At 70.6% G+C, this 19,117-nt stretch carries 12 protein-coding genes; 4 read left to right on the top strand and 8 right to left on the bottom strand.

The annotated features are described in order from the left end of the window. Positions 1–27: 27 nt before the first annotated feature. From WMF29_RS38885 to WMF29_RS38875, 3 genes are all read right to left on the bottom strand, one after another. Complete coding sequence (locus WMF29_RS38885) at positions 28–837, bottom strand: hypothetical protein (protein ID WP_437325145.1); 810 nt, start codon at positions 835–837, stop codon at positions 28–30. A 171-nt stretch (positions 838–1,008) separates the two neighbouring features. Next, positions 1,009–2,550 (bottom strand): hypothetical protein, encoded by a 1,542-nt coding sequence (locus WMF29_RS38880; protein WP_437325144.1) that lies wholly within the window; start codon positions 2,548–2,550, stop codon positions 1,009–1,011. A gap of 12 nt (positions 2,551–2,562) precedes the next feature. Further along, positions 2,563–4,863 carry a GumC family protein gene (locus tag WMF29_RS38875; protein WP_437325143.1) on the bottom strand — a complete coding sequence of 767 codons (2,301 nt, stop codon included), beginning with the start codon at positions 4,861–4,863 and terminating at the stop codon, positions 2,563–2,565. Between the two features lie 277 nt (positions 4,864–5,140). On the opposite strand from WMF29_RS38875, the gene WMF29_RS38870 reads away from it, so the two are divergent. Next, positions 5,141–8,626, top strand: a complete 3,486-nt coding sequence (locus tag WMF29_RS38870) for an FG-GAP repeat domain-containing protein (RefSeq protein ID WP_437325142.1) — start codon at positions 5,141–5,143, stop codon at positions 8,624–8,626. Positions 8,627–8,638: 12 nt separating this feature from the next. Here WMF29_RS38870 and WMF29_RS38865 read toward each other — a convergent pair whose 3' ends face one another. Both WMF29_RS38865 and WMF29_RS38860 read right to left on the bottom strand, forming a co-directional pair. Continuing rightward, complete coding sequence (locus WMF29_RS38865) at positions 8,639–9,901, bottom strand: hypothetical protein (RefSeq protein WP_437325141.1); 1,263 nt, start codon at positions 9,899–9,901, stop codon at positions 8,639–8,641. 58 nt (positions 9,902–9,959) lie between these two features. Beyond that, entirely contained in the window at positions 9,960–12,638 is a 2,679-nt protein-coding gene (locus tag WMF29_RS38860) for an O-antigen ligase family protein (RefSeq protein ID WP_437325140.1), read from the bottom strand. A 331-nt stretch (positions 12,639–12,969) separates the two neighbouring features. On the opposite strand from WMF29_RS38860, the gene WMF29_RS38855 reads away from it, so the two are divergent. Then, positions 12,970–13,605 (top strand): phenylalanine--tRNA ligase beta subunit-related protein, encoded by a 636-nt coding sequence (locus WMF29_RS38855; protein WP_437325139.1) that lies wholly within the window; start codon positions 12,970–12,972, stop codon positions 13,603–13,605. A gap of 75 nt (positions 13,606–13,680) precedes the next feature. On the opposite strand, the gene WMF29_RS38850 is transcribed toward WMF29_RS38855, so the two are convergent. Next, positions 13,681–14,982, bottom strand: a complete 1,302-nt coding sequence (locus WMF29_RS38850; RefSeq protein WP_437325138.1) for a hypothetical protein — start codon at positions 14,980–14,982, stop codon at positions 13,681–13,683. A gap of 322 nt (positions 14,983–15,304) precedes the next feature. Next, positions 15,305–16,555, bottom strand: a complete 1,251-nt coding sequence (metK, locus tag WMF29_RS38845) for a methionine adenosyltransferase (RefSeq protein WP_437325137.1) — start codon at positions 16,553–16,555, stop codon at positions 15,305–15,307. 401 nt (positions 16,556–16,956) lie between these two features. On the opposite strand from metK, the gene WMF29_RS38840 reads away from it, so the two are divergent. Then, positions 16,957–17,352: a YbjN domain-containing protein gene (locus tag WMF29_RS38840; protein WP_437325136.1), complete on the top strand. Its 396-nt coding sequence runs from the start codon at positions 16,957–16,959 to the stop codon at positions 17,350–17,352. Positions 17,353–17,370: 18 nt separating this feature from the next. Here the strand turns inward: WMF29_RS38840 and WMF29_RS38835 are convergent, their stop codons facing one another. Then, positions 17,371–17,739, bottom strand: a complete 369-nt coding sequence (locus tag WMF29_RS38835) for a PDZ domain-containing protein (protein ID WP_437325135.1) — start codon at positions 17,737–17,739, stop codon at positions 17,371–17,373. 487 nt (positions 17,740–18,226) lie between these two features. Between WMF29_RS38835 and WMF29_RS38830 the strand changes: the two genes are divergently transcribed. Then, entirely contained in the window at positions 18,227–19,099 is an 873-nt protein-coding gene (locus WMF29_RS38830; protein WP_437325134.1) for a CDP-alcohol phosphatidyltransferase family protein, read from the top strand. Positions 19,100–19,117: the final 18 nt, after the last annotated feature.

Raw genomic sequence — 19,117 nt, 5'->3', positions numbered from 1 at the left:
AGCTGCGCTTCTGGTGGAAGAGGGCCGTCAGCAGCTCAGGATGAGCGCCTTGATCTCCGTTCCGCCATGGATGCTGTCGATGTGCCCGAAGCCGCTCTCCGTCCGCGCGAAGAGCGAAGCCTTCTCGGCGTCGCGGTTGTCGATCACAAGGAGAAGCCCGTCAGGCGAAAGGGCGCGCCAGAAATTGCGCGCGGCCAGGCGGATCTGATCGTCGGAGAAATAGGCGCGATTCAGGATGTTCGCTGCCTTGACGACCGTCGGCGCGGGGCCGTCCCACGGCTGGAAGATGTCGTGAGGCTTGAGGCGCACGCGGGCGTCCCGGCGCGCGATCTCGCGGAGCTTCGGCTGGACGAGGGATACTTCCGGATAGGCCGGGTCGAAGGGCGGGATGGCCCCGCGCGACCCTGGGAGCACCCAGCGCGACCAGCGGCGCGACCCCGCCGCCGCGGGATAGAACAGGAGGCGCGGGGTGGCCGCAAGGACGCAGGCGCCGTCGGCATCATAGAAGAACGCCCGCCCGCGGCCGTCGGCGCGCACCCGGAGCGAGAGCGCCCTGTCCGTCACATAGTACGCCTCGAAGGCGTCGCCGAGCGCCGCGATCAGATCGAGCGCGGTGCTCCCGTCGGAGGCACCGACATCGAGGACGACGGGGCGCTTCTGCCGGAGCGCTCCCACGAGGAGGGCATCGCTCTGCCGGTGCCTGCCCGGACGCGTCGTCTTGTAGGTGCCGCCCAGCAAGAGGACGGAGATGCGCTCCGAGAACACCTCGGGCGACGTGATCTCCTCGGGCCGGAGCAGAGCCCTCGGGTCCGGGAAGCAGACCCTGCGGGGCAGCATGCGCGCCGGCCAGCCTGAACGGTTCAAACGAACGGGGACTCTCATGATGATAGGGACCTGGCTTTTTCGTTCTTCATGTTCCGGCGCCGCACGCCGCACGCCGCACGGTTCATCCTTGCGGGCGCGCTGTCCCGCGTTGTCCTCGCGCCGGCCAACTCCGCCTCAGTGCGGCTATCGCCCCAGCGCCGACGAGGGGCCGAGGCGCGGGTCGCGCTGGCGCCGCCCGGAGCTCTTGCGTGTCGGGCCGAGCGCCGCCATCCCGCGCCGCAGGTGCGCGACCACCGAGGTGAGCACGAGCACCGCGAGCAGCGCGATCCCCAGCGACACCGCGATCTTGAGCAGCGCGGTCAGCTCACCACGAAACTGGTTGTATGCGAACGAGGCGAGGTTCACCGCCGTAGCGCGGACGAGCAGGGGTGAGCCGCGCGCGCTGGCCACGAGGAGCGGAAGCATGAAGAAGAACGCGCTGAAGACCGCGATCTCGATGGCCGTGCCGGCGAGCCCGAAGTTCAGGTACCCCTCGGTGGCGGCGCCCATCGCGAAGCCGGCGCCGCGGCGCGCGAGGTCGGGGGCCGTCCACAAGGCGTATTGCTGCGCGAGGCCGAGCGGTCGCTCGCTCCAGAGCGGCTTGGGCACCAGGATGAGGAACGCGTTCACCCAGCTCTCACCCGGGTAGCTGATGATGGGCGGCCGCTCGTTCACGATGGTGACGAGGTTGGCGTAAACCCGCTGGAGCTCTCCGATCTCCAGCGGGTTCTCGATCCGATCGAGGTATGCGCTGGCCGACGAGATCTGTGCGTCAATCCCTTTGCCCTGCTCGGCGCGGGCGCCTTCCACGAAGAAGCCGTAGAAGACGACGCTCACCATCCCGACGGCCAGCCATATGCGTCGGATCTTGATGCCGTAGGCATGTACGGCGAGGGCGATGGAGAGGACGAGCCAGACGAGGGGGCCCCGCCGGCCCATGACCGTATTGAGCAGGAAGCTCGCGAAGAAGCATAACCCCGCGAGCGAGATCACCCTCGGCACGGCCAGCCCGGCCTTGCGGAGCGATGCGGCCCGGAGCAGGAGGTAGACGACGGCCACCCCGATGAGATGCCAGCCGCCGATGAGCAGCCCTTTGCCATCTGCCTCGAGGTGATTGGAGGCGTAGTTCAACGCGAAGAACCGCCCCACGCCGATCGTGACGATCCACGTGGCCACGAGCCCCAGGCCGACCATGCCGACGATGATCGTGGCCCAGTCCTGGTCCAGCGTCGCCTTTGGCCTGTGCATCGGGACCATGCGCTGCGTGTCTGGCGCTTCCTGGGGGCGGCTCAGCGCGGTGCACGCGATGGCGCACCCGACCGCGCCGGCATAGGCCACCCGCATGGCTGCCGTCTCATGGCTCGACAAGGAGAACTCGCGGGACATGAGGAGGCGCAGGACAGGTGAGTAGGCGACGCTGAGGAAATAGGTGGCTGGTATGTAGGTCTCTGGATCGAGCGGATGGAAGCGGGGGCCGCCGGCGCGGGCGAGCGACGGGGCGGCCAGCAAGAGCAGGAGGCCGATCGTCCACCCGCGCCCGTCGCCGAGCGCTCCCTCGAGGATCGGGCCGAGGGCCGCCAGCGTCCCGACGAGGAGCGTCGCGGTGATCCGGCCGAGGGGCGTCTTCGTCCGCCGCGCGGGCGCCGCGCCGGCGGCGCGCGCGCGGGGGAGTCTCAGCGAGGGCAACGGCGGCGCTCCTCAGTTCGGCAAGAGGGGTGGGGAGGGAGGTGGAGGACCGTCCGTCGGGGCCGGGGGCGCGGGCTCGGACGGCGCGTGGTAATAGCCGTCCTTCCTGTCGCCATAGTAGTGGTAAAGCCCGTACTCTTGGCGCTTCAGGTCGACGGCGTTCAGCACGACGCCCACGGTCTTGCCGCCGACGTCGAGCAGCGCGCGGATCCCATGGCGCGCGAAGTCGTGCCTCGTCGCGGAGGCGCGCACGACGAGCACCGTGCCGTCGACCAGCGTCGACAGCACGGCGCCGTCGGTGACCGCGACGATGGGAGGGCTGTCGATGATGACCCGGTCGAAGCGGCTCTGGAGCTTCTGGAGCAGCGCCTGGAAGCGATCGCTGTGCAGGAGCTCCGCCGGGTTCGGCGGGATCGGGCCTGCCGGGATGACGTAGAGGTTCTCCACCTCGGTCTTGAGCGCGCTCTCGTCGTCCACCACGGAGTCGTCGAGCAGCGCGCTGGTGACGCCGAGCTCCGGGCTCTTGCCGAATATCTGGTGGATGCGCGGCTTGCGGAGGTCGCAATCGATGAGGACGACCTTCTGTCCGGCCTGCGCCATGGCGACCGCGATGCAGCAGCACACGGTCGTCTTGCCCTCGCTGGGCCCGGCGCTGGCGATGAGGAGCGTCTTGTAAGGCCGGTCGGGCGACATGAAGAGCAGGTTGGTCCGGATCGCGCGCGCCGCCTCGGCGATCCCGCTCGTCGGCTGATCGTGCACGACGAGCTCGCGCCGGCCCAGCTGGGGCGCGGCCTTGCCGCGGTGGCGCGCCCTGCGGCGCTGGGCTTCCTTCTGGTCCCGCTTGTCGAACTCCGGGAGGAGGCCGAGGAAGGGCAGCCCGAGCTCCCGCTCGACCTCATCCGGCGTCCGCAGCGTGCGATCGAGCATCGCCCGCGCCAGCGCCGCGCCGATCCCGAGGAGCAGCCCGGCGAGGATGCCTATCCCGATGTTGACGCCGACGCGCGGCCGCAGCGCCGTGAGGGGGAGGTTCGGCCGATCGAGGATGTGGATGTTGTTCACCCGCAGCATTCGCTGGAGATCGCTCTCCTTCGTGCGCTCCAGGACGAGCTGGTACAGCTTCTCTGTGTTGTCCTTCGTCCTGCGGAGTCGATCGTACTCGATCTTGAGGGAATTCAGCTCGAACGCCTGCTTCTTCGCGTCCTCGAGCAGCCCCACGAGGCCACCCTCCTGGCGCTTCACGATGGCGAGATCGCGGTTGACCGCGCCCTGAACGTTCTTGATCTCGGCGACGAGCGCGCTCCTGTTGGCGGCGACCCGCTCGGTCGCGGCGCGGACGTCGGGGTGGTTTTCCCCCTTGCCGGAGCCGATGAGCGCGTCGCGCTCACGGACGCACTCCTCCTGGCGCGCGCGCAGCATCTGGAGGACCGGGCTCTGGATGAGCTCGGAGGCGGGGAGGTCGAGCGGGTTGTTCGGGTCGAGCTTCGACAGCTCGTGGCTCCGGGCCGCGAACTCTTCACGCTTCGTGCGCACGGACGTGAGAGCGTCGTTGATCTGCTTCATCTCCTCGCGCAGCAGGTTCGTCTTGTCCTCGAAATCGACGTCGAGGATGTTCTTGCTGAGCTTGTATTCGTGGAGCGACGTCTCGCTCGTCTCGAGATCGTTCTTCAGCTTGTCGAGCTGCGCCCGGAGCCAATCGACTGCTGAGTTCGTCGAGGCGACCGCGTCATCGAGGTTCTGCTCGATGTAGATGTCCATCAACGTGGAGAGGACGCGCTGAGCCCGCTCGCGATCCGCGTCGTTGTAGCGGATCACCGCGAGGCGGCTGTCCTTCACCGGCTCGACCGCGAGCCGCTCGCGCAGCAGCTCCGCGGCCTCCTCCGGGGTGACGGACATCGGCTCGGGCGAGGTCGCGTCCTTCGGGAGGTCCTTCAGAAAATAGGCATCGTTCTGCAGGTTGAGCTGGGCGACGACCGCCAGCGCCACCCGGATGGACCGGATGACCTTGTACTGGGTCTCATAGTACTCGCGGTTGTTCCAGTACGAGCCGGCGCCCATGTCGACCACGGTGTCGACCCCGCGGCCGAGCGGACGAGGAGGGTTCGGATCGAACTGCACCGTCGCCGCGGACTGATAGATCTTCTTCTGCCCGAGCGTATAGAACGTGACGCTGAGGGCGACCAGGAGCAGGGTGGTCAGCGCGATGGCCCAGTGCTTGCTGACCGTTCGCCAGGTGACGACGAGGTCGAACGTGCGCTCGCCTGAGGTGTCGTCGCGGGGAGCGATCGTGGAAGGGGCTCTGGATTCGTCGGCCATAAGTCATGCGCTCGAAGCGCCTTCGTGGAGGGTAGAGGTCCGCGCGGAGGGCTAAGGTGCCCGCGGCGTCTCCAAAATTCAAGCCGGGGCTCTCAATAGGGGGACGATGTGGTATAATGTACGCATCGTAACAATGCGCGGCCTGGCGGCGGGGGGCGTCGAGGGGGGCGTCGGATGAGGCGAGGTGCGGCACATTCTCGCGCGGTGCGACGCTCGCGCCGATGGAGTACACTCCGGCCGCGCGCTCGGAAGCGAGAAACGCGCTCGGGCAGTCAGAATGGAACGATCGTCCTTCATGGCGCGCGGCGCGGTCGCGAGCGCCGTTTGCTCTGCGCTCCTCCTCGAGGGGGCCTCGGCCTTCGCCGACTGGCCATCTGCCCGTCACGACGCGCAGCGCACGGGCGCCACGACGTCCACGAGCAATATCGTGAAGCCGGCGCCCTACTGGCGGGCGTACCTCGGCGGTGTCCTCTCGACAGGCCGGGTGCTCGCAGGGGATGTGAACCAGGACGGCGATATCGACCTGATCTTTGTGTCCGGCGGCCGCGTCGTCCTCTCCGATCCGCTGGGGTTCGTCCGCTGGAGCACCCCGTCGCTGGGATTGCAGACGCTGCACTCCTTCGACGATCTCGACGGAGACGGGCGGGTCGAGATCGTCGCGCTGAGCGGCGCGGGCGCAGCGGTCATCGATGGATCGAGCGGAGCCATCCTGTGGCGCGAGGACGCCTCGGAGCTCGGGACGCTCGGCGCCGCGCGCCTCGCGGATTTCAACGGCGACGGTCATCTCGATCTCTTCCTGGACGAGTGCGGCTGTTGCGCGGTGCGCACGGACAGCCCTGGTGTCATCTACAGCTTTGCTAGGGGGTTCGGTGCTGTCGAGAGGTTGCCGCCTCCTCCGCGGCGCACGCGCTGCAACGCGACGATCGACACCGTGGGCGACTGGAACGGAGACGGCGCCGACGATCTCCTCGTGTCCTCGTATGACCAGCTGTTCCTCGTCTCGGGAACAGGGGACGTCTTCGCGCAGTCGGCCAGCATCGGCGCCCACCTCGGCGGGGCCGTCTGCGAGGCGGTGACCCTGGGCGACCCGGCCAGCCCCGGTCAGCACGCGCTCTGCTTCCAGAATCGGGTCCGCAACAACCAGGGCGCGCGCGAGGTCACCCTGCTCGCGTACAGGCCGGACGAGAGCCCGTCGCTGGCAGTGGTCTGGCGAAAGACCCTCAGCCCCAAGGACAGCGGCGACGCCCGCGCCCCGACGCGCCTCGCGTGGGATCTCGACGGCGACGGCGCGCTGGAGGTGGTGGCGAGCGGCAAGGTGGGCGAAATCTGGACGACCTTCGTGCTCGATGCAGCCACGGGCGCCGAGCTCGCTACCATTCCCGATGCGATAGCGCAGGGCGCGGTGCCAGGAGATGCCGGCTCCGAGCAAGGGCTCGTCACGTCGCTCGAAGAGCGCGTGTCGGCGTTCCGATTCAGCCGCGCCGCCGGCGGCTCGCTGGAGCGGCTCTGGTCGCTGGACGGCGAGCGGGTGCGCACGCGGTTCGACTGGGCAAGATCGCGCAGGACGAACCTCGGCTTCTCGCTGGTGACTCCGGATCTCACGGGCGACGGACGTGGTGAGCTCGTACTGGAGTCGACGTCGGAGCCCGTGGCGCTCACCGCGGTGGACATGCGGGGAGGCGGGACGTCGATCGCGGCCGTCTACACCGTCGAGTCCGGCAGCGGCGTCGCGGCGCTCGAGCTGCCCGTCGCGACGTCTCCCTCGTGGCCGCGGCTGGTGGTCTCCCGGGCCGATGGGTTCCTCACGCTGCTCGACGCGTCGTTCGAGCCCTCGAACCTCGTGCGGGAGGGGCGCGACGTCCTGCCCGGGATGCGCGTCGGCGGCTTCTATACAGGTCCCGGCGCCTTCGTCAATTTTGGCCGCGCCCCGCTCGCCGCGAGGTTCTCTCCGGAGGACGCCGCCGCCAGCGTCGTGGTCGTCGACAGCCGGGGCGACCTCCTCCGGATCGCGTCCGACGGCGCGAGCAATGTGGCGCCGGCCAAGCCCGCCTGGCGCGTGAAGGACGCGTTCGGCGCGTCCATCGTGCCCGCCGAGGGGAGCTCGCCCGCGACGCTCGCGTGCTTCAGGCGGCTGCACCCGCTCACCGATCCGGTGAAGTACGCCGTCACGACGCTCGACGCGAACGGCAGGCAGACGAGCGAGACGCCGCTCGAGAAGCCCCCCGTGTGGGACGTGCTGCACGGGGATCTCGACGGAGACGGCGCGCGCGAGCTCGTGGCGGTCACGGTCGATCCGAGCCTGCACACCGACGTCCTCGCGATCGAACGCAGCGGCGGAGAGCGGTGGAAACACCGTATCGACGCCTCCGCCGGCACCCAGGCTGTCGCGATCGCCGACTGGAACGGCGACGGGGCGGAGGACGTGGCGGTCGCGATCAACAAGGCCAAGGTGCTCTCGGGTCGGAACGGCACCCCCCTCGGCGAGAACCCGGAGACGCTGCTCTATTTCATGCCCATCCTCGCCGATGTGTCGGGAGATCATCGGCTCGAGATGACCCTGCAGGGGGGGTATGCCCCTGCGCGGGCGCTGCGGAACGACCTGAGCGCCGCGCTGTGGAAGGGCGCGGAGGACATCCGTCCCTACCCGCACGGCGCGATCGCGAGCTGCGACGGCAAGACCGTCCTCATCGAGGGGTCGTTCATGAACCCGGCGCGACTGACGTTCTCCGTGCTGGAGGCCGCCGGCGGGGGGCGATCGAGCTTCATCGTCCTCGCGGGCGACGGCGCGTTCGACGCGGAGGCCGCCGCAGCGCAGGCGGGCGCCCCGATGGGCCAGCTCGGAGACGTGGCGATCTCGCGGAACCTGACCGGGCGCGCGTCCGCCGGTCCGACCGCCCTCGTCGGCTCCACGAACGGCTTTCTCTATGCGGTCGACGCGTGCTCGGCGCGCCTCGTGTGGTCGTATGCTTTCGGCAGCCCCGTCGGCTCACCGAGCCTCGCAGACACCGACGGTGACGGCCACGACGACATCCTCGTGAGCGTGGCAGATGGCTACCTCTACGACATGCGCCACGAGATCCTGCCGGCGCCCGAGCTCGTCTGGGATGTCGATCCGAGCAGGGGCGATCAGGGCGAGGACATCGACGAGATCGAGACCAGAGACACGCTCCACATGAGATGGTCGAAGGTCGATGGCGCGACGTCGTATCAGGTGACGGTCGTGGGGGGGCAAGGCGATTACGTGAGCTCGCCTGCGTGGCAGGACGTCGGCGACGCCGCCGAGGCCTCGATCGGCGGGCTGCCGCTCCTCGACGGGGCGAAGTACTACGTCGGCGTGCGCGCGGTCTCTGCCGCCGGGCTCTCGCCGGACCGGGGGTCGGACGGCGTGATCGTGAGGGTGCCGCAGGGTCAGGGGGGAGGCGGCGGAGCAGGAGGCGCTGGCGGCGGTGGCGGGACAGGGGGCGGTGGCGGCGGTGGCGGGGCAGGGGGCGCCGGCGATGGCGGGGCAGGGGGCGCCGGCGGCGCAGGTCCCGGCGGAGCCGGCACGGCTGGATGGGACGACACGCTGCTCTACGGCCGTGGCTGCGTCTGCACCGAGGTGCCAGGGCAGCGCCCGGCCTCGTGGGCGGCCGGCCTCGGCGGTGCCGCCTTGGCGCTCGTCGCCCTCGGCAGGGCCCGCGGCTCGACGAGCGCCTCGCCGAGCCGCCGCGCGACCAGGGCACCTCGCGGGCGCTGGCCGCACGACGGGCGGCCGGCACGCTAGAAGGCCGGCACGCTAGAAGCTGATGCCTCCACCGAGCGCCAGCGTGAGCGCGAAGGCTGCTGTCAGCAGGAGTATCGCGGCGAGCGTGTACCGTCGCACCGGCGCATCGATCACGAAGGCGAGGCGCGCCACGCCGACCAGCACCGAGGGGCCGAACACACCGAAATGGCGGACCAGGAGCGTCGGCGCCAGCAGGAGCCATCCGGCCACACATGCGCTGCTCAGCAAGCTGCCTGCCGCGAGCATGCGGCGCGAACCCGGGCCAGAGAAGTAGATGCACATGGCGTCCGTGATGAGCGGAGCCATCCCCGAGACCAGCATCGTCATCGTCATGGCGTCGCGCGCGGCGCCCGAGTACGGCAGCGCGGGGATCCGGACCGTGAAGATCACGTAGATGGTCGCGCCGACGATCGAGAGCAGGGCGGCCGGCGGCAGCCAGGCGCGCAGCGCGCGTGCCTGCCACGCCGCCTCGTCTCCCGACCTGCTCGCGCCCGCGATGGCGCGCGCGGCGAACGCCTGCGAAGCCTGGGAGAGCACCACGGCGAACGACCAGTAGAGCACCTGCTGCCCGACGCGATGGTCGCCGATGAGCTTCAGGTTGGCGCTGAGCGAGATCGGGTAAACGAGGACCGTCGAGAAGTTCGCAATGGAGTACGGAAATGCGCGCCGGACGACGAGCACCGCGTAACGTGCGGCGCGCCGGAGCCGGGTCGGGCGCAGGAGGAGCAGCGCGGGCGAGGCGCCGGCGATCCCGATCGCGACGGCGACGGCATCGGGGCGCCCCGCCAGCGCGGCCAGCATGGAAGCGCCGGGGGAGAAGACGAGGAGCACCGCGAGCGCGTGCAAATACCGCCCCCGGAGCTGCCAGATCGGCCAGATGCTCGGCGAGGCGGCGGCGAGCAGCGAGCACGCGCTGAAGAGCGCGGTGACCACCCCCGCCGTCCCGCCCAGCCCCGAGGTCAGCTCGTGGGTGAGCGTGCAGCTGAAGGCGAACGCGGCGATGAGGGCGATGGCGCCGCCCACGAGCGCGCGGCCGCCCCTGGTCGCGAAGGCGCGCGCCCGGCGCGCAAGGATCGGCGCGAGGCCAGCGGAGACCAGCGCGACGACGACCATCCCTCGCGATGTGTAGTTGGCGAGCGCGGCGAGCGCCGCGGGCGTGGCCGACAGCGCGAGCGCCCACTGGGCGACGAGCGAGGCGGCGCGGGGCAGGATGACGGCGAAAGCGACCCCGGCGCCGCCGTGCATTCCAGCGCGCAGCAACGACGACAGCTTCACAGGGCGATTCGCGGGAGATTGAGGAAGGCGAGCATGGCCACGATCGCGCACAATCTACCTACGGGCTGAGCGACGGCGCCAGCGCCTTCGCCTTCTCCTCGAGGACCCGCTTGCGCAGCGCGGGGTCCTGCCCCCCGCGCCGCTGCAGCAGGCGCTCCAGCGCCTTCGACGCCTCGATGTGCGCGCCCGCGCGGCTCGCGGCGTCGGCCAGCTTGAGGAGGCGCTCCTCCGTCGGTTCGTCCTGCGCTGCCCGCGCGTAGTAGGTCACGGCCGACGGATAGTCCCCGCGCGCCGCGAGCAGGTCGCCGGCCCAGGTCGACGTCGCCGCGCACGCCGCGAGCGAGGTGCACGACGCGGAGAGCAGCTCGCGGAGCGCGGGGAGGAGCCTCTCGGACGAGGCCATCTGCGCCGCCGCGACGACCCGCAGGCGAAGACAGCCGGCCCGGTTGTCCAGCCGCTCGCAGCTCCCCGCGAGCAGCTGCTCCGCCTCCGCGCCCTTCTTGCCCAGGAGGAGGAGCCGCGCCCTCAGCTGGACCGCGAAGAACGAGCGGTCGTCGAGCCCCTGCACCGCTGCAGCGTGCGCCTCGATCTCCCGCTCGCAGGCGGCCCTCCGCGCGTCGTCACCGCCGCAGCGGGCGGAGCCCGGGGCCTCCAGCATCGCGAGCAGCGCGTCGCCGGCGGCCCAGTGCGCTCCGACCCGCGCGCGGTCGCGCGCGATCGCCTCCTCCGCGCAGCGCAGGCGCAGGTCGACCTCGTCCCGGCGGTCGCCCGCGGTGGCCATGCGCTCGAGCACCTCGACCCCGGCCCTGCCTTCCGGCACGGCCCGCAGCAGCTCCTCCCACGTCTGGGTCCACTGCCGGGCGAGCCCCGCGGCGGTGGCGGTCACGCCGGGGTCGTCCTCCACGGCGAGCCGCAGGCTCAGGAGCGCCTGCTCCTTGGCGCCGCGCGACGCGAGCACCTCCGCGAGCAGGAGGTGAGCGCGCCCGTGGCGGCGCGAGCGCTCGAGCGTGCGCTGGAGCCATGGGATGGGGCTCTCGCCGCTGCCCCGCAGCGCGGCGACCGCGCCGAGCAACGGGAAGTACGGCTCCGCGGGGTGGCGGAGGATCGCCGCGCGGAGCTCCTCGCGGAAGCGTGGCCAGCCGGCGCCGCTCGCCGCGCCGGCGTCGCTCTGCGCGCGCAGCGATCGGCGGTCGTGGTCGACGTCGCGCCAGCCGAAGCGCACCATCAGGGAGACGAGCACGAGCGCGGAGACCGCCGCGCAACCCGCCGCCTGCCACGGCCGCCATCGCTCCGGGCCGGGCTCGCCCGCCGGAGCCTCCAGCCGCGGCCGCTCGCCGTAGGCATCACCCCAGAGCGAGCCCAGCGTCGCCGCGAGCGCGATGCTGACGCCTGGCACCTCGAGCCCGAGATCGAACAGGTTCTGGAGGAGGAGCACCGCGCAGCCGACCCAGGCGCCCAGCGCCGCCGTGCTCGCGCGCAGGGCGATCTTCCCCGGGCGAAACGCGACGCCGAGCGCGACGAGCGAGGCCGCCGCGACCGGGGCGCCCCACTCGGCCGCCCACTGGATCACGACGTTCTCGGCGTGCGTGAACACGATGTTCCCCGGCGACTGTCGATACGCGGGGAACACCGTCTCGAATGCGCCGCGCCCGATGCCGAGGAGCCAGTGATCCGCGAGCAGCGGGAGCGTCGAGCGAAAGAGCGACAGCTTGTCGAGGTTGTCGTCCGCCATCTCCGAGAGCGTGCGGTTCGTCGCGGCGAGCGCGGCCAGCAGCGCGCCGCCGCCGATGGCCACGCTCAGCAGCCAGGCCGCCGCGCCCCGGCCGCGGGCGGCGGCGCGGTGCCTGCCGCGCCGCCGCCGCGAGAGCAGCGCGAAGAGGGCGAGGCCGAGCGGCAGCGCCAGCAGCCCTCCGCGAGACGACGCGATGATGCCGACCCCGACGATCGTGGTGAGCCCGACGCCGATGACCCAGGCCGGCAGGTGCGGCCTGCTCGTGAGCAGCAGCCCGACCCCCGAGAGGATGCCGAGGTTCAGGTAACCGGCGAGGTTGTTCGGGTTGAGCAGCGGCCCGACGTGCCATGACGCCACCGAGAACCGCGGTTGATACAGGCCGAAGACGGTCGTCGCGCCGAGCAGCCCGTGGGCGATCGTCGTGAGCGCGGCGAGGAACGCGCTGCCGAAGACCAGGGTGATCCCGAGCTTCGCGCCGCGCCGCGCGCCGACGAACGCGGCCGTGATGAAGACACCGGTATAGGTCAACCATTTCACGGCCTCGACCAGCGTGGCCCCGGGGTCGAGCGAGACGCTGGCGTACCGCGGCGCCGCCTCGCCGAGCGGCATCAGGGAGCGCGACCAGATGTCGGCGCTCGCCGGCGAGAGCCGCTCGAGCCACGCGAGCGGCATCGGCACGGCCTGCAGCAGGGTATACGCGGTCAAGCCGAGCAGCGTGAGCGCCGGCAGCGTCTTCGCGTGAGACGCCTCGCCGCCGAGCGCGCTGGCGCGGAGCGAGAGCGCGGCGGCGATCGCCACGACCGCGGACACCACGGCCAGCGTCGGCGTATGGACAGCGCCGATGGAGAGCACGGACCCGGCGACGGTGGCCCCGAGCAGCCACGGGATCACGCGCTCGGCGAGCGGCGGTGCGGCGCCTCCTGGGCGGCCCCGCGCCGCGCCGCCCATCGAGCGCCGGAGCTCGGCGGGCGACCTCAGCTTCGGGCGTGTGGAGTCCGTCGTCACGGCCGGACAGGGTAGTCGATCTGCGCCGCAGAGGGACGGGATCGCTCACGGTACCATCGAGTCGACCGAGTCGACCGAGTCGACCTGCGCACTCCCGGGATTGACCGAGAGAGTGTGAGATGACGAGCATCCATCCAGGAGCGCTGTCGCGCTCCGCCGCGCATCAACGGGCCTTCTTTCGCGTTCACCGCCGCGCGGTCGATCCCGAAGCGGTCGCTCGAGGCGCTCCTCCCGCGCGCGCCCAACCACGCCTCCGGCGAGCAGCTCGCCGTCACGACCTGCTCCGAGGATGGCGCTCGCGCAGCCTCGCCGCTGGTGTAGAGTGCGCCGCGTGCTCACGCTCCCGGCACATCCTCTGCTCGAAGTCGCCGCCTTCGTCTCGACGTTCCCCGCGCCGCTCGGCGAGCTGCAGGGGAGCGACGCGCTCCGCGGCCTCCTGTCCGACAAGGCCTCGGCCCCGTTCCGCTCGGACGACGCCGTGCGGTCGGCCGTCCGCGATCTGCTCCGGCACGGCGGCTACAAGCCGACCGGAAGGGGCAAGCCGGCCTCCGAGTACCTCATCCGCGCCGCCGAGGGGGGATCGCTCGCGGCCATCAACGCGGCCGTGGACGCGTGCAACGCCGTGTCGCTGCACACCGGCCTGCCCATCAGCGTGATCGATCTCGACCGCGCCCGCCCGCCGCTCCGCATCGAGGTCGCGCCCGCTGGCTCCCGCTACGTGTTCAACGCCTCGGGGCAGGAGATCGACCTCGAGGGGCTCCTCTGCGTCTTCGACGCGGAAGGCCCGTGCGCGAACGCGGTGAAGGACGCGCAGCGGACGAAGACGCACGCGGGGACGACCCGCACGCTCTCGGTCCTCTGGGGCAGCCGCGCGCTGCCGGGCCGCGCGGCGGGGGCGGCCGCCTGGTACAAGGAGCTGCTCGCCGGCGTCGGCGCCGCGACCTCGGACGCGCCGCTCGTGGCCTGAGCGCGCCGGCGCGCGGGCGCGCTGGCCGGCGCCTCCCACGCACGCCGGTGTGCGCGCCGCCGCTGCCGGTGCGCCCTACGGCTTCGCCGCCGGGGCGTCGGGGAGCGTGATCACGTTCTCGTCCTTGTCGGTGAGCCATCGCCAGTTGTCGACGAGCCCGGTCGAATCGAGCTGATGGTCTCCGGCGTCGTACGCCCCCCACCGGATCTTGATCTCCGTGTTCGGCTCCACGGGCGCCGAGGTGACCAGCCAGCTCGTCCCAGCGCGGCTCTCGAACCCCGTCCCGAGCAGCTCCCGGGTCCCGCGGGTGCATGCGTAGACCCTGCCGTCGAGATCGCAGGGCGGGCCGCCCGCGCAGGCGCAGACGTCGATGAAGGTGCTGTTGACGCTCATCGCGTTCCTCTCGCTGTCGAACAGGATGTGGCCATCGATGAGGTTGGCCGGCCGCGGCGAGAGGAACGCGACGAAGTAATCGTTGAAATTGTCGCAGACGACTGGCCAGTCGAACGTGACGTAATTGACGTTGAACGCGAAGCCGTGGACGTTCGACGGGACCCGGATGGTGATCTCGACGGCGGTCGGGTCGGACGGCTTCGCTTGCACGAGATCTTCACAGTTGCGAGGGACCTTCGGAAAGCCCTGCGGGAAATCACCTTCGTACTTCTTGTCGAAGCCTTCCGGGCTCTCGAACCCCTCGTCGTTCTGCGTCCGCGCCGTGCCGCTCGAGAGGGCGAGCAGCCGCTTGCCCGCCCTCGGCGGGACGTTGGGCCCGAACGCGGGGAGGACGCCGTGCCCGAGGTGGAAGTTGGCGAGCAGCTCGGGCTCCTGCGGCGGCGGCGCGCCGTCGACCATGACCCAGGCCGCGGAGACCACGCCCCAGTCGTCGGGCCCGGACGACATCTTGCACAGCTCGACCGCCCTCGCGGCGCTGAGCGGATCCAGGTCGTCGAGCGGGATCCCGTCGTCGCACGGCTCGGGCACGTTGTCGGCGATGCCGTCGCAGTCGTCGTCCACGGGCTCCGGCGAGGCTCCCCCTTCTCCACCGACCGTCGGGAGCTCGAGCGCTCGCGGGTTGACCAGCGCGTTGCAATCGTCGCAGTCCCCGTCGAGCTCCGTGAAGCCGTCGCCGTCGTCGTCGACATCCGGCGAGCCGCTGCAGCCCGCGCTCCCCGTGCCCACACCCGCGGACGTGGCGACGGTCGACGCGTCGACCGTCGTTTCGGCTGTCGTGTGCGGTATCCCGCCGGTGCTGGAGGCGCTCGCGGCGCCGCCCTCCCCGACATCGAGGCCGCCTACCGGTCCGATGTTCCCGGTGCAGGCCGCGCCCACACACCCTGCTGCAGTGATGAGGCTCAAGAAATTCAACCAAGGTTTCATCGGTGCTCCTCGAGGTCGCATGGAACCAGGGAGGTTCGGGTCGATCCGGCGATACGGGAGTCGTCGATGATTTTATCAGCAGAAGCGGCCGCAGCAGTCAGCCCATCCCGGCAAATGGCGGTGCTTTTTTGTGAGGTGGGTGCCCACATCGTGGCACCTGCATCCGACCCAGGCGCCATGTTCATGCGCGCTCCGGGAGAGGCCGGCTGCGTCGACAAAACGCAGAACGCCGGCGCTTCGACAGCGCCGGCGCTCTCGGCCCCTCCGAGGGGCCGTCACGGTTCGCCCTGCTCACGCGCAGCGGGCGGAGCGTTCCGAACGATCAGGCCTGGGCGCCCACTTCCTTCTTGCCCTTGCGCTTCGGCTCCTTCTTGCTCCCGGAGCCGTTCGTGGCCGCGGGGACCGCGGCGAGCGTCGGGCGCAGCAGGTCCTCGGCCAGCTTGGCCGCGCGGTCCGTCTTCTCCCAGGTGAACTCGTCGCGCCCGAAGTGGCCGTACGCGGCCGTCTTTCGGTAGATGGGCTTCAGCAGATCGAGCTGCTCGATGATCGCCTTCGGCCGCATGTCGAAGTTCTGCATGATGTACTTCTCGAGCACGTCCTCACCTACGCGGCCCGTGCCGAAGGTGTTCACGTGGACGCCGACCGGCTGGGCGACGCCGATGGCGTAGGCGATCTGCACCTCGCAGCGCGCCGCGAGCTTGGAGGCGACGACGTTCTTCGCGACGTAACGCGCGTAGTAGCAGGCGGAGCGGTCGACCTTCGTCGGGTCCTTGCCGCTGAAGGCGCCGCCGCCGTGCCGGCCCATGCCGCCGTAGGTGTCGACGATGATCTTGCGGCCGGTGAGGCCGGCGTCGCCGAAGGGGCCGCCGACCACGAACCGGCCGGTGGGGTTCACGTAGATCTTCGTGCTCCGATCCATCAGCTTGGCCGGGATGCACTTCTCGATGATCAGGCTCCGCACCGCGTCGACGATCGTCTTGTGCTTGACCTCGGGGCTGTGCTGCGTCGACACGACGACGGCGCTCACGCGCACGGGCGTCTGATCTTCGTACTCGATCGTGACCTGGGTCTTGCCGTCGGGGCGCAGCCAGTCGAGCTTCTTGGATTTGCGGAGATCGGCGAGCTTCCGGGCGAGGCGGTGGGCGTAGCTGATGGGAGAGGGCATCAGCTCCGACGTCTCGTCCGTCGCATAGCCGAACATGAGCCCCTGGTCGCCCGCCCCCTGCTCCTTGAAGAGGCCCTCGCCCTCGGTGACGCCGCGGGAGATGTCGGGCGACTGCTTCTCGATCGCCGTGAGCACCGCGCACGTCTCGTAGTCGAAGCCCATCGCGGCGTCGGTGTAGCCGATGTCCTTGATGGTGTTGCGCACGACGACCGGCATGTCGACCCACGCCGAGGTGGTGATCTCGCCGGCCACGACGGCCATCCCCGTCTTCACCAGGGTCTCGCACGCGACGCGGGCCGTCGGATCCTTCTCGAGGATCCCGTCCAGAATGGCGTCGGAGATCTGGTCGCACACCTTGTCGGGGTGTCCTTCGGTGACGGACTCGGATGTGAACTGGTAACGGCGCATGAATCGCTCCTTCGGCGGACTCGAAATCGGACCTCTACGCATAGTTCGAGCGCGGGGCACCGTCAACGCGAGCCGCGGCCTTCCGCGGACAAAAGCGCCGGCCGGACGAGCTGCCTCCGGGCTGTCGGTCATCCGTGTGGACCGCCGTGTGGACGGCGCTGGCGGCTGTCGCTGTCGAGCCGCACCGACGTCTCGCGGCGGCTGCTGCCTGGGCAGCACTCTCACTCGGCTAGCTTCCTTGCTTCCCGGTGCGTCGCGCTCCCTGCTCCAGGCGAAGGAGCTGCGCTGCCCGCGGGGAGCTCGCCGGTGGGATCAGCCGTGAGACCGGACGAGCGGGGGGCGTCGGGCCGCCGATCCGGTGTGCTCCCGGAGGCGCGCCGCCAGAGGCTATGATGCCGCGCATGACGTTCGACGAGATCAAGGCGTGCCTCGAGCGCGAGGGCTGGGCTGTAGAGGTCGTATCCAACGACACCATGCGCAGCGACTTCCAGGGGGCCGAGCGGCACTTCCCGCTGTTCGTGCGGCTCTCGCCCCCCTTCGTCGTCTTCGCGGTGATCCCGTTCGTGCGGCTCCCGCTGGAGCTCGAGGAGGGCGACGTGATCGTGCGGCGCCTGCTCCAGCTGAACCGGGAGATCAACATGGCCAAGCTCTCGGCCGACGAGGAGGGCGACGTGATTCTCAGCGTCGAGTACCGCCTCCAGGACCTCGATCCGAGCGAGGTGCGCGACGCCGTCGATGTCCTCTCCTTCTATGCGAACAAGCACTATGCCGAGCTCGTGGCGCTCGCCGCGCAATGAGCGACCTCCGGCCCCGCTTCAAGGCGGGATCTGCTCCTCTCTTGGCTTGAGCCCCTCGTGCGCCCTGAGCTCCGTGCGCACGACCCGGACGCGCCGGACGTCGCGCCCGCGGACGACGGTGAGCTCGACGGGGCTCCCAACGGCGCCGCGGAGCCGATCGCGCACCTCCGCCGAGGAGAGATCACGGACATACACGCCATCAATCATCACGATCTCGTCGCCCGGGATCAGCCCCGCTCGCTCGGCGGCGAGGCCCGGCGGCACGTCGCGCACGTAGAGCGCCAGCGACTCGTTATCTCGCCCAAGGACAGCCCCGATGGATCCCACGCTCGCGGTGCATCCCGCGGCCACGAGCAGGAGCGCCGCGCTCCAGGACCTGCTTGCCACAGCGGCACCATAGCGCCGAGTAGCCCCGGCGCGCTGCCATTCTCGCAGGGCGCCCCCCGGAGCGCGCGGCGTGGCGCGACAGCCACGTCAGACCGGCTCCAGCGGACGCGCGCGCTCGTCCAACATCGCAACGTCGCAGGCGAGAGAATGTGATTTTACAGGACAGGGAGCGCTCGAGTGTGCCTGTCGCTTACGCACGCGAGGTGCGAAGCGTGGTTCTCGGTGGGGCCTCGGGAGCGCAAGCGACTACGCAGCCGGTCGCCGGCGGCGCGAGATACGCCCTGGAAAGCGCGGCGTGGCGCCAGGACGCCGGCCCGCAGCGATCTGACACGCCATGTCCATCGAGCGGTCGCAATCCAGTTGGTCCCCAGGGGCGGCTGCCCTAGAGTCCGGGCCGGGGTCACCGATGCCTGAACCGCGCGCTGCTGCCGAGAGCTCCACACCTGCCGCTCAGTCCGGCGGTGTGCCCGGCGGGTGGAAGATGCGCATGGAGGACCCGCTCAATCGCTACTACCGGTACCCGATCGCGCGCTGGATCGTGCGGGCGCTGATGAGGACGCCGGTCACGCCGAACCAGGTCACGCTGGTTCAGCCGCTCTTCGCTGCGCTGGCCGGTTACCTGGTGACGTTCGATGATCCGAGGCACCTCATCGCCGGGGCGCTCGTGTTCGAGCTCCGCTCCATCCTGGATTGCGTGGACGGCGCGCTGGCGCGGGCGAAGAGGATGGTGAGCCCCGCGGGGCACGCCATTGACGGCCTGGCCGACTGGCTGGGCGTCGTCTTTCTTTATGCCGGCATCTTCTGGCACGTTCGCCTTCACCCGCCGGCGGAGGGCCCGTGGAGCGCGACCGTGTCCACGAACGCTCTCCTGCTGATCGCGCTGCTCCAGGGGGCGCTCCGCTCTTTCTCCGCGGACTACTTCAAGCTCAAGTACTGCTCGATCTTCGAGACGGGCACGGACGAGACGGCGGACGTGCTGCGCCGGAAGATCCAGGCGCTCGGCCCCTCGTCCTCGTTCTTTGCCCATTTCGATGTCTTCATCGGGCGCATGGGGCACCTCGCGTTCGAGCACGAGTGGTTCGACCCGCGGCGGAGCCAGTCCTCGACCAGCGCGGATCAGGTAAAGCAGCTGATCCGGGAGGAGGCGTCGCCGCTCACGCGCCTCATCGGCGCGCTCTGGGCGATATCGAACGGCGACGCGTTCCTGTCGATGGTGGTGCTGACGCTCCTCGTCGACCAGCTCTGGCTGGGTCAGGTCTTCTTCGCGACGGGCGGGGTCGTCTGGATCGTCGCGGTCATCTGGCTGAACGGCTGGTTCCTCCGCGGCGCATCCCGGCGCGCGAAGCTGGCCGTGGCCTGAGCTCGGCGACTGGGCTGC

It is taken from the genome of Sorangium sp. So ce381 (assembly GCF_051473845.1).
In the GTDB taxonomy this organism is placed as follows: domain Bacteria; phylum Myxococcota_A; class Polyangia; order Polyangiales; family Polyangiaceae; genus Sorangium; species Sorangium atrum.
Note: the sequence above shows the minus strand (reverse complement) of the source record. Positions and strands in the feature narration are given on the sequence as shown.

What these genes read in the sequence shown, in the direction of transcription:
- WMF29_RS38875 (WP_437325143.1), bottom strand. Translation starts at nt 4,863, where the DNA reads ATGGCCGACGAATCCAGAGCCCCTTCCACGATCGCTCCCCGCGACGAC.
- WMF29_RS38870 (WP_437325142.1), top strand. Translation starts at nt 5,141, where the DNA reads ATGGAACGATCGTCCTTCATGGCGCGCGGCGCGGTCGCGAGCGCCGTT.
- WMF29_RS38830 (WP_437325134.1), top strand. Translation starts at nt 18,227, where the DNA reads ATGGAGGACCCGCTCAATCGCTACTACCGGTACCCGATCGCGCGCTGG.
- metK (WP_437325137.1), bottom strand. Translation starts at nt 16,555, where the DNA reads ATGCGCCGTTACCAGTTCACATCCGAGTCCGTCACCGAAGGACACCCC.
- WMF29_RS38850 (WP_437325138.1), bottom strand. Translation starts at nt 14,982, where the DNA reads ATGAAACCTTGGTTGAATTTCTTGAGCCTCATCACTGCAGCAGGGTGT.
- WMF29_RS38885 (WP_437325145.1), bottom strand. Translation starts at nt 837, where the DNA reads ATGCTGCCCCGCAGGGTCTGCTTCCCGGACCCGAGGGCTCTGCTCCGG.
- WMF29_RS38840 (WP_437325136.1), top strand. Translation starts at nt 16,957, where the DNA reads ATGACGTTCGACGAGATCAAGGCGTGCCTCGAGCGCGAGGGCTGGGCT.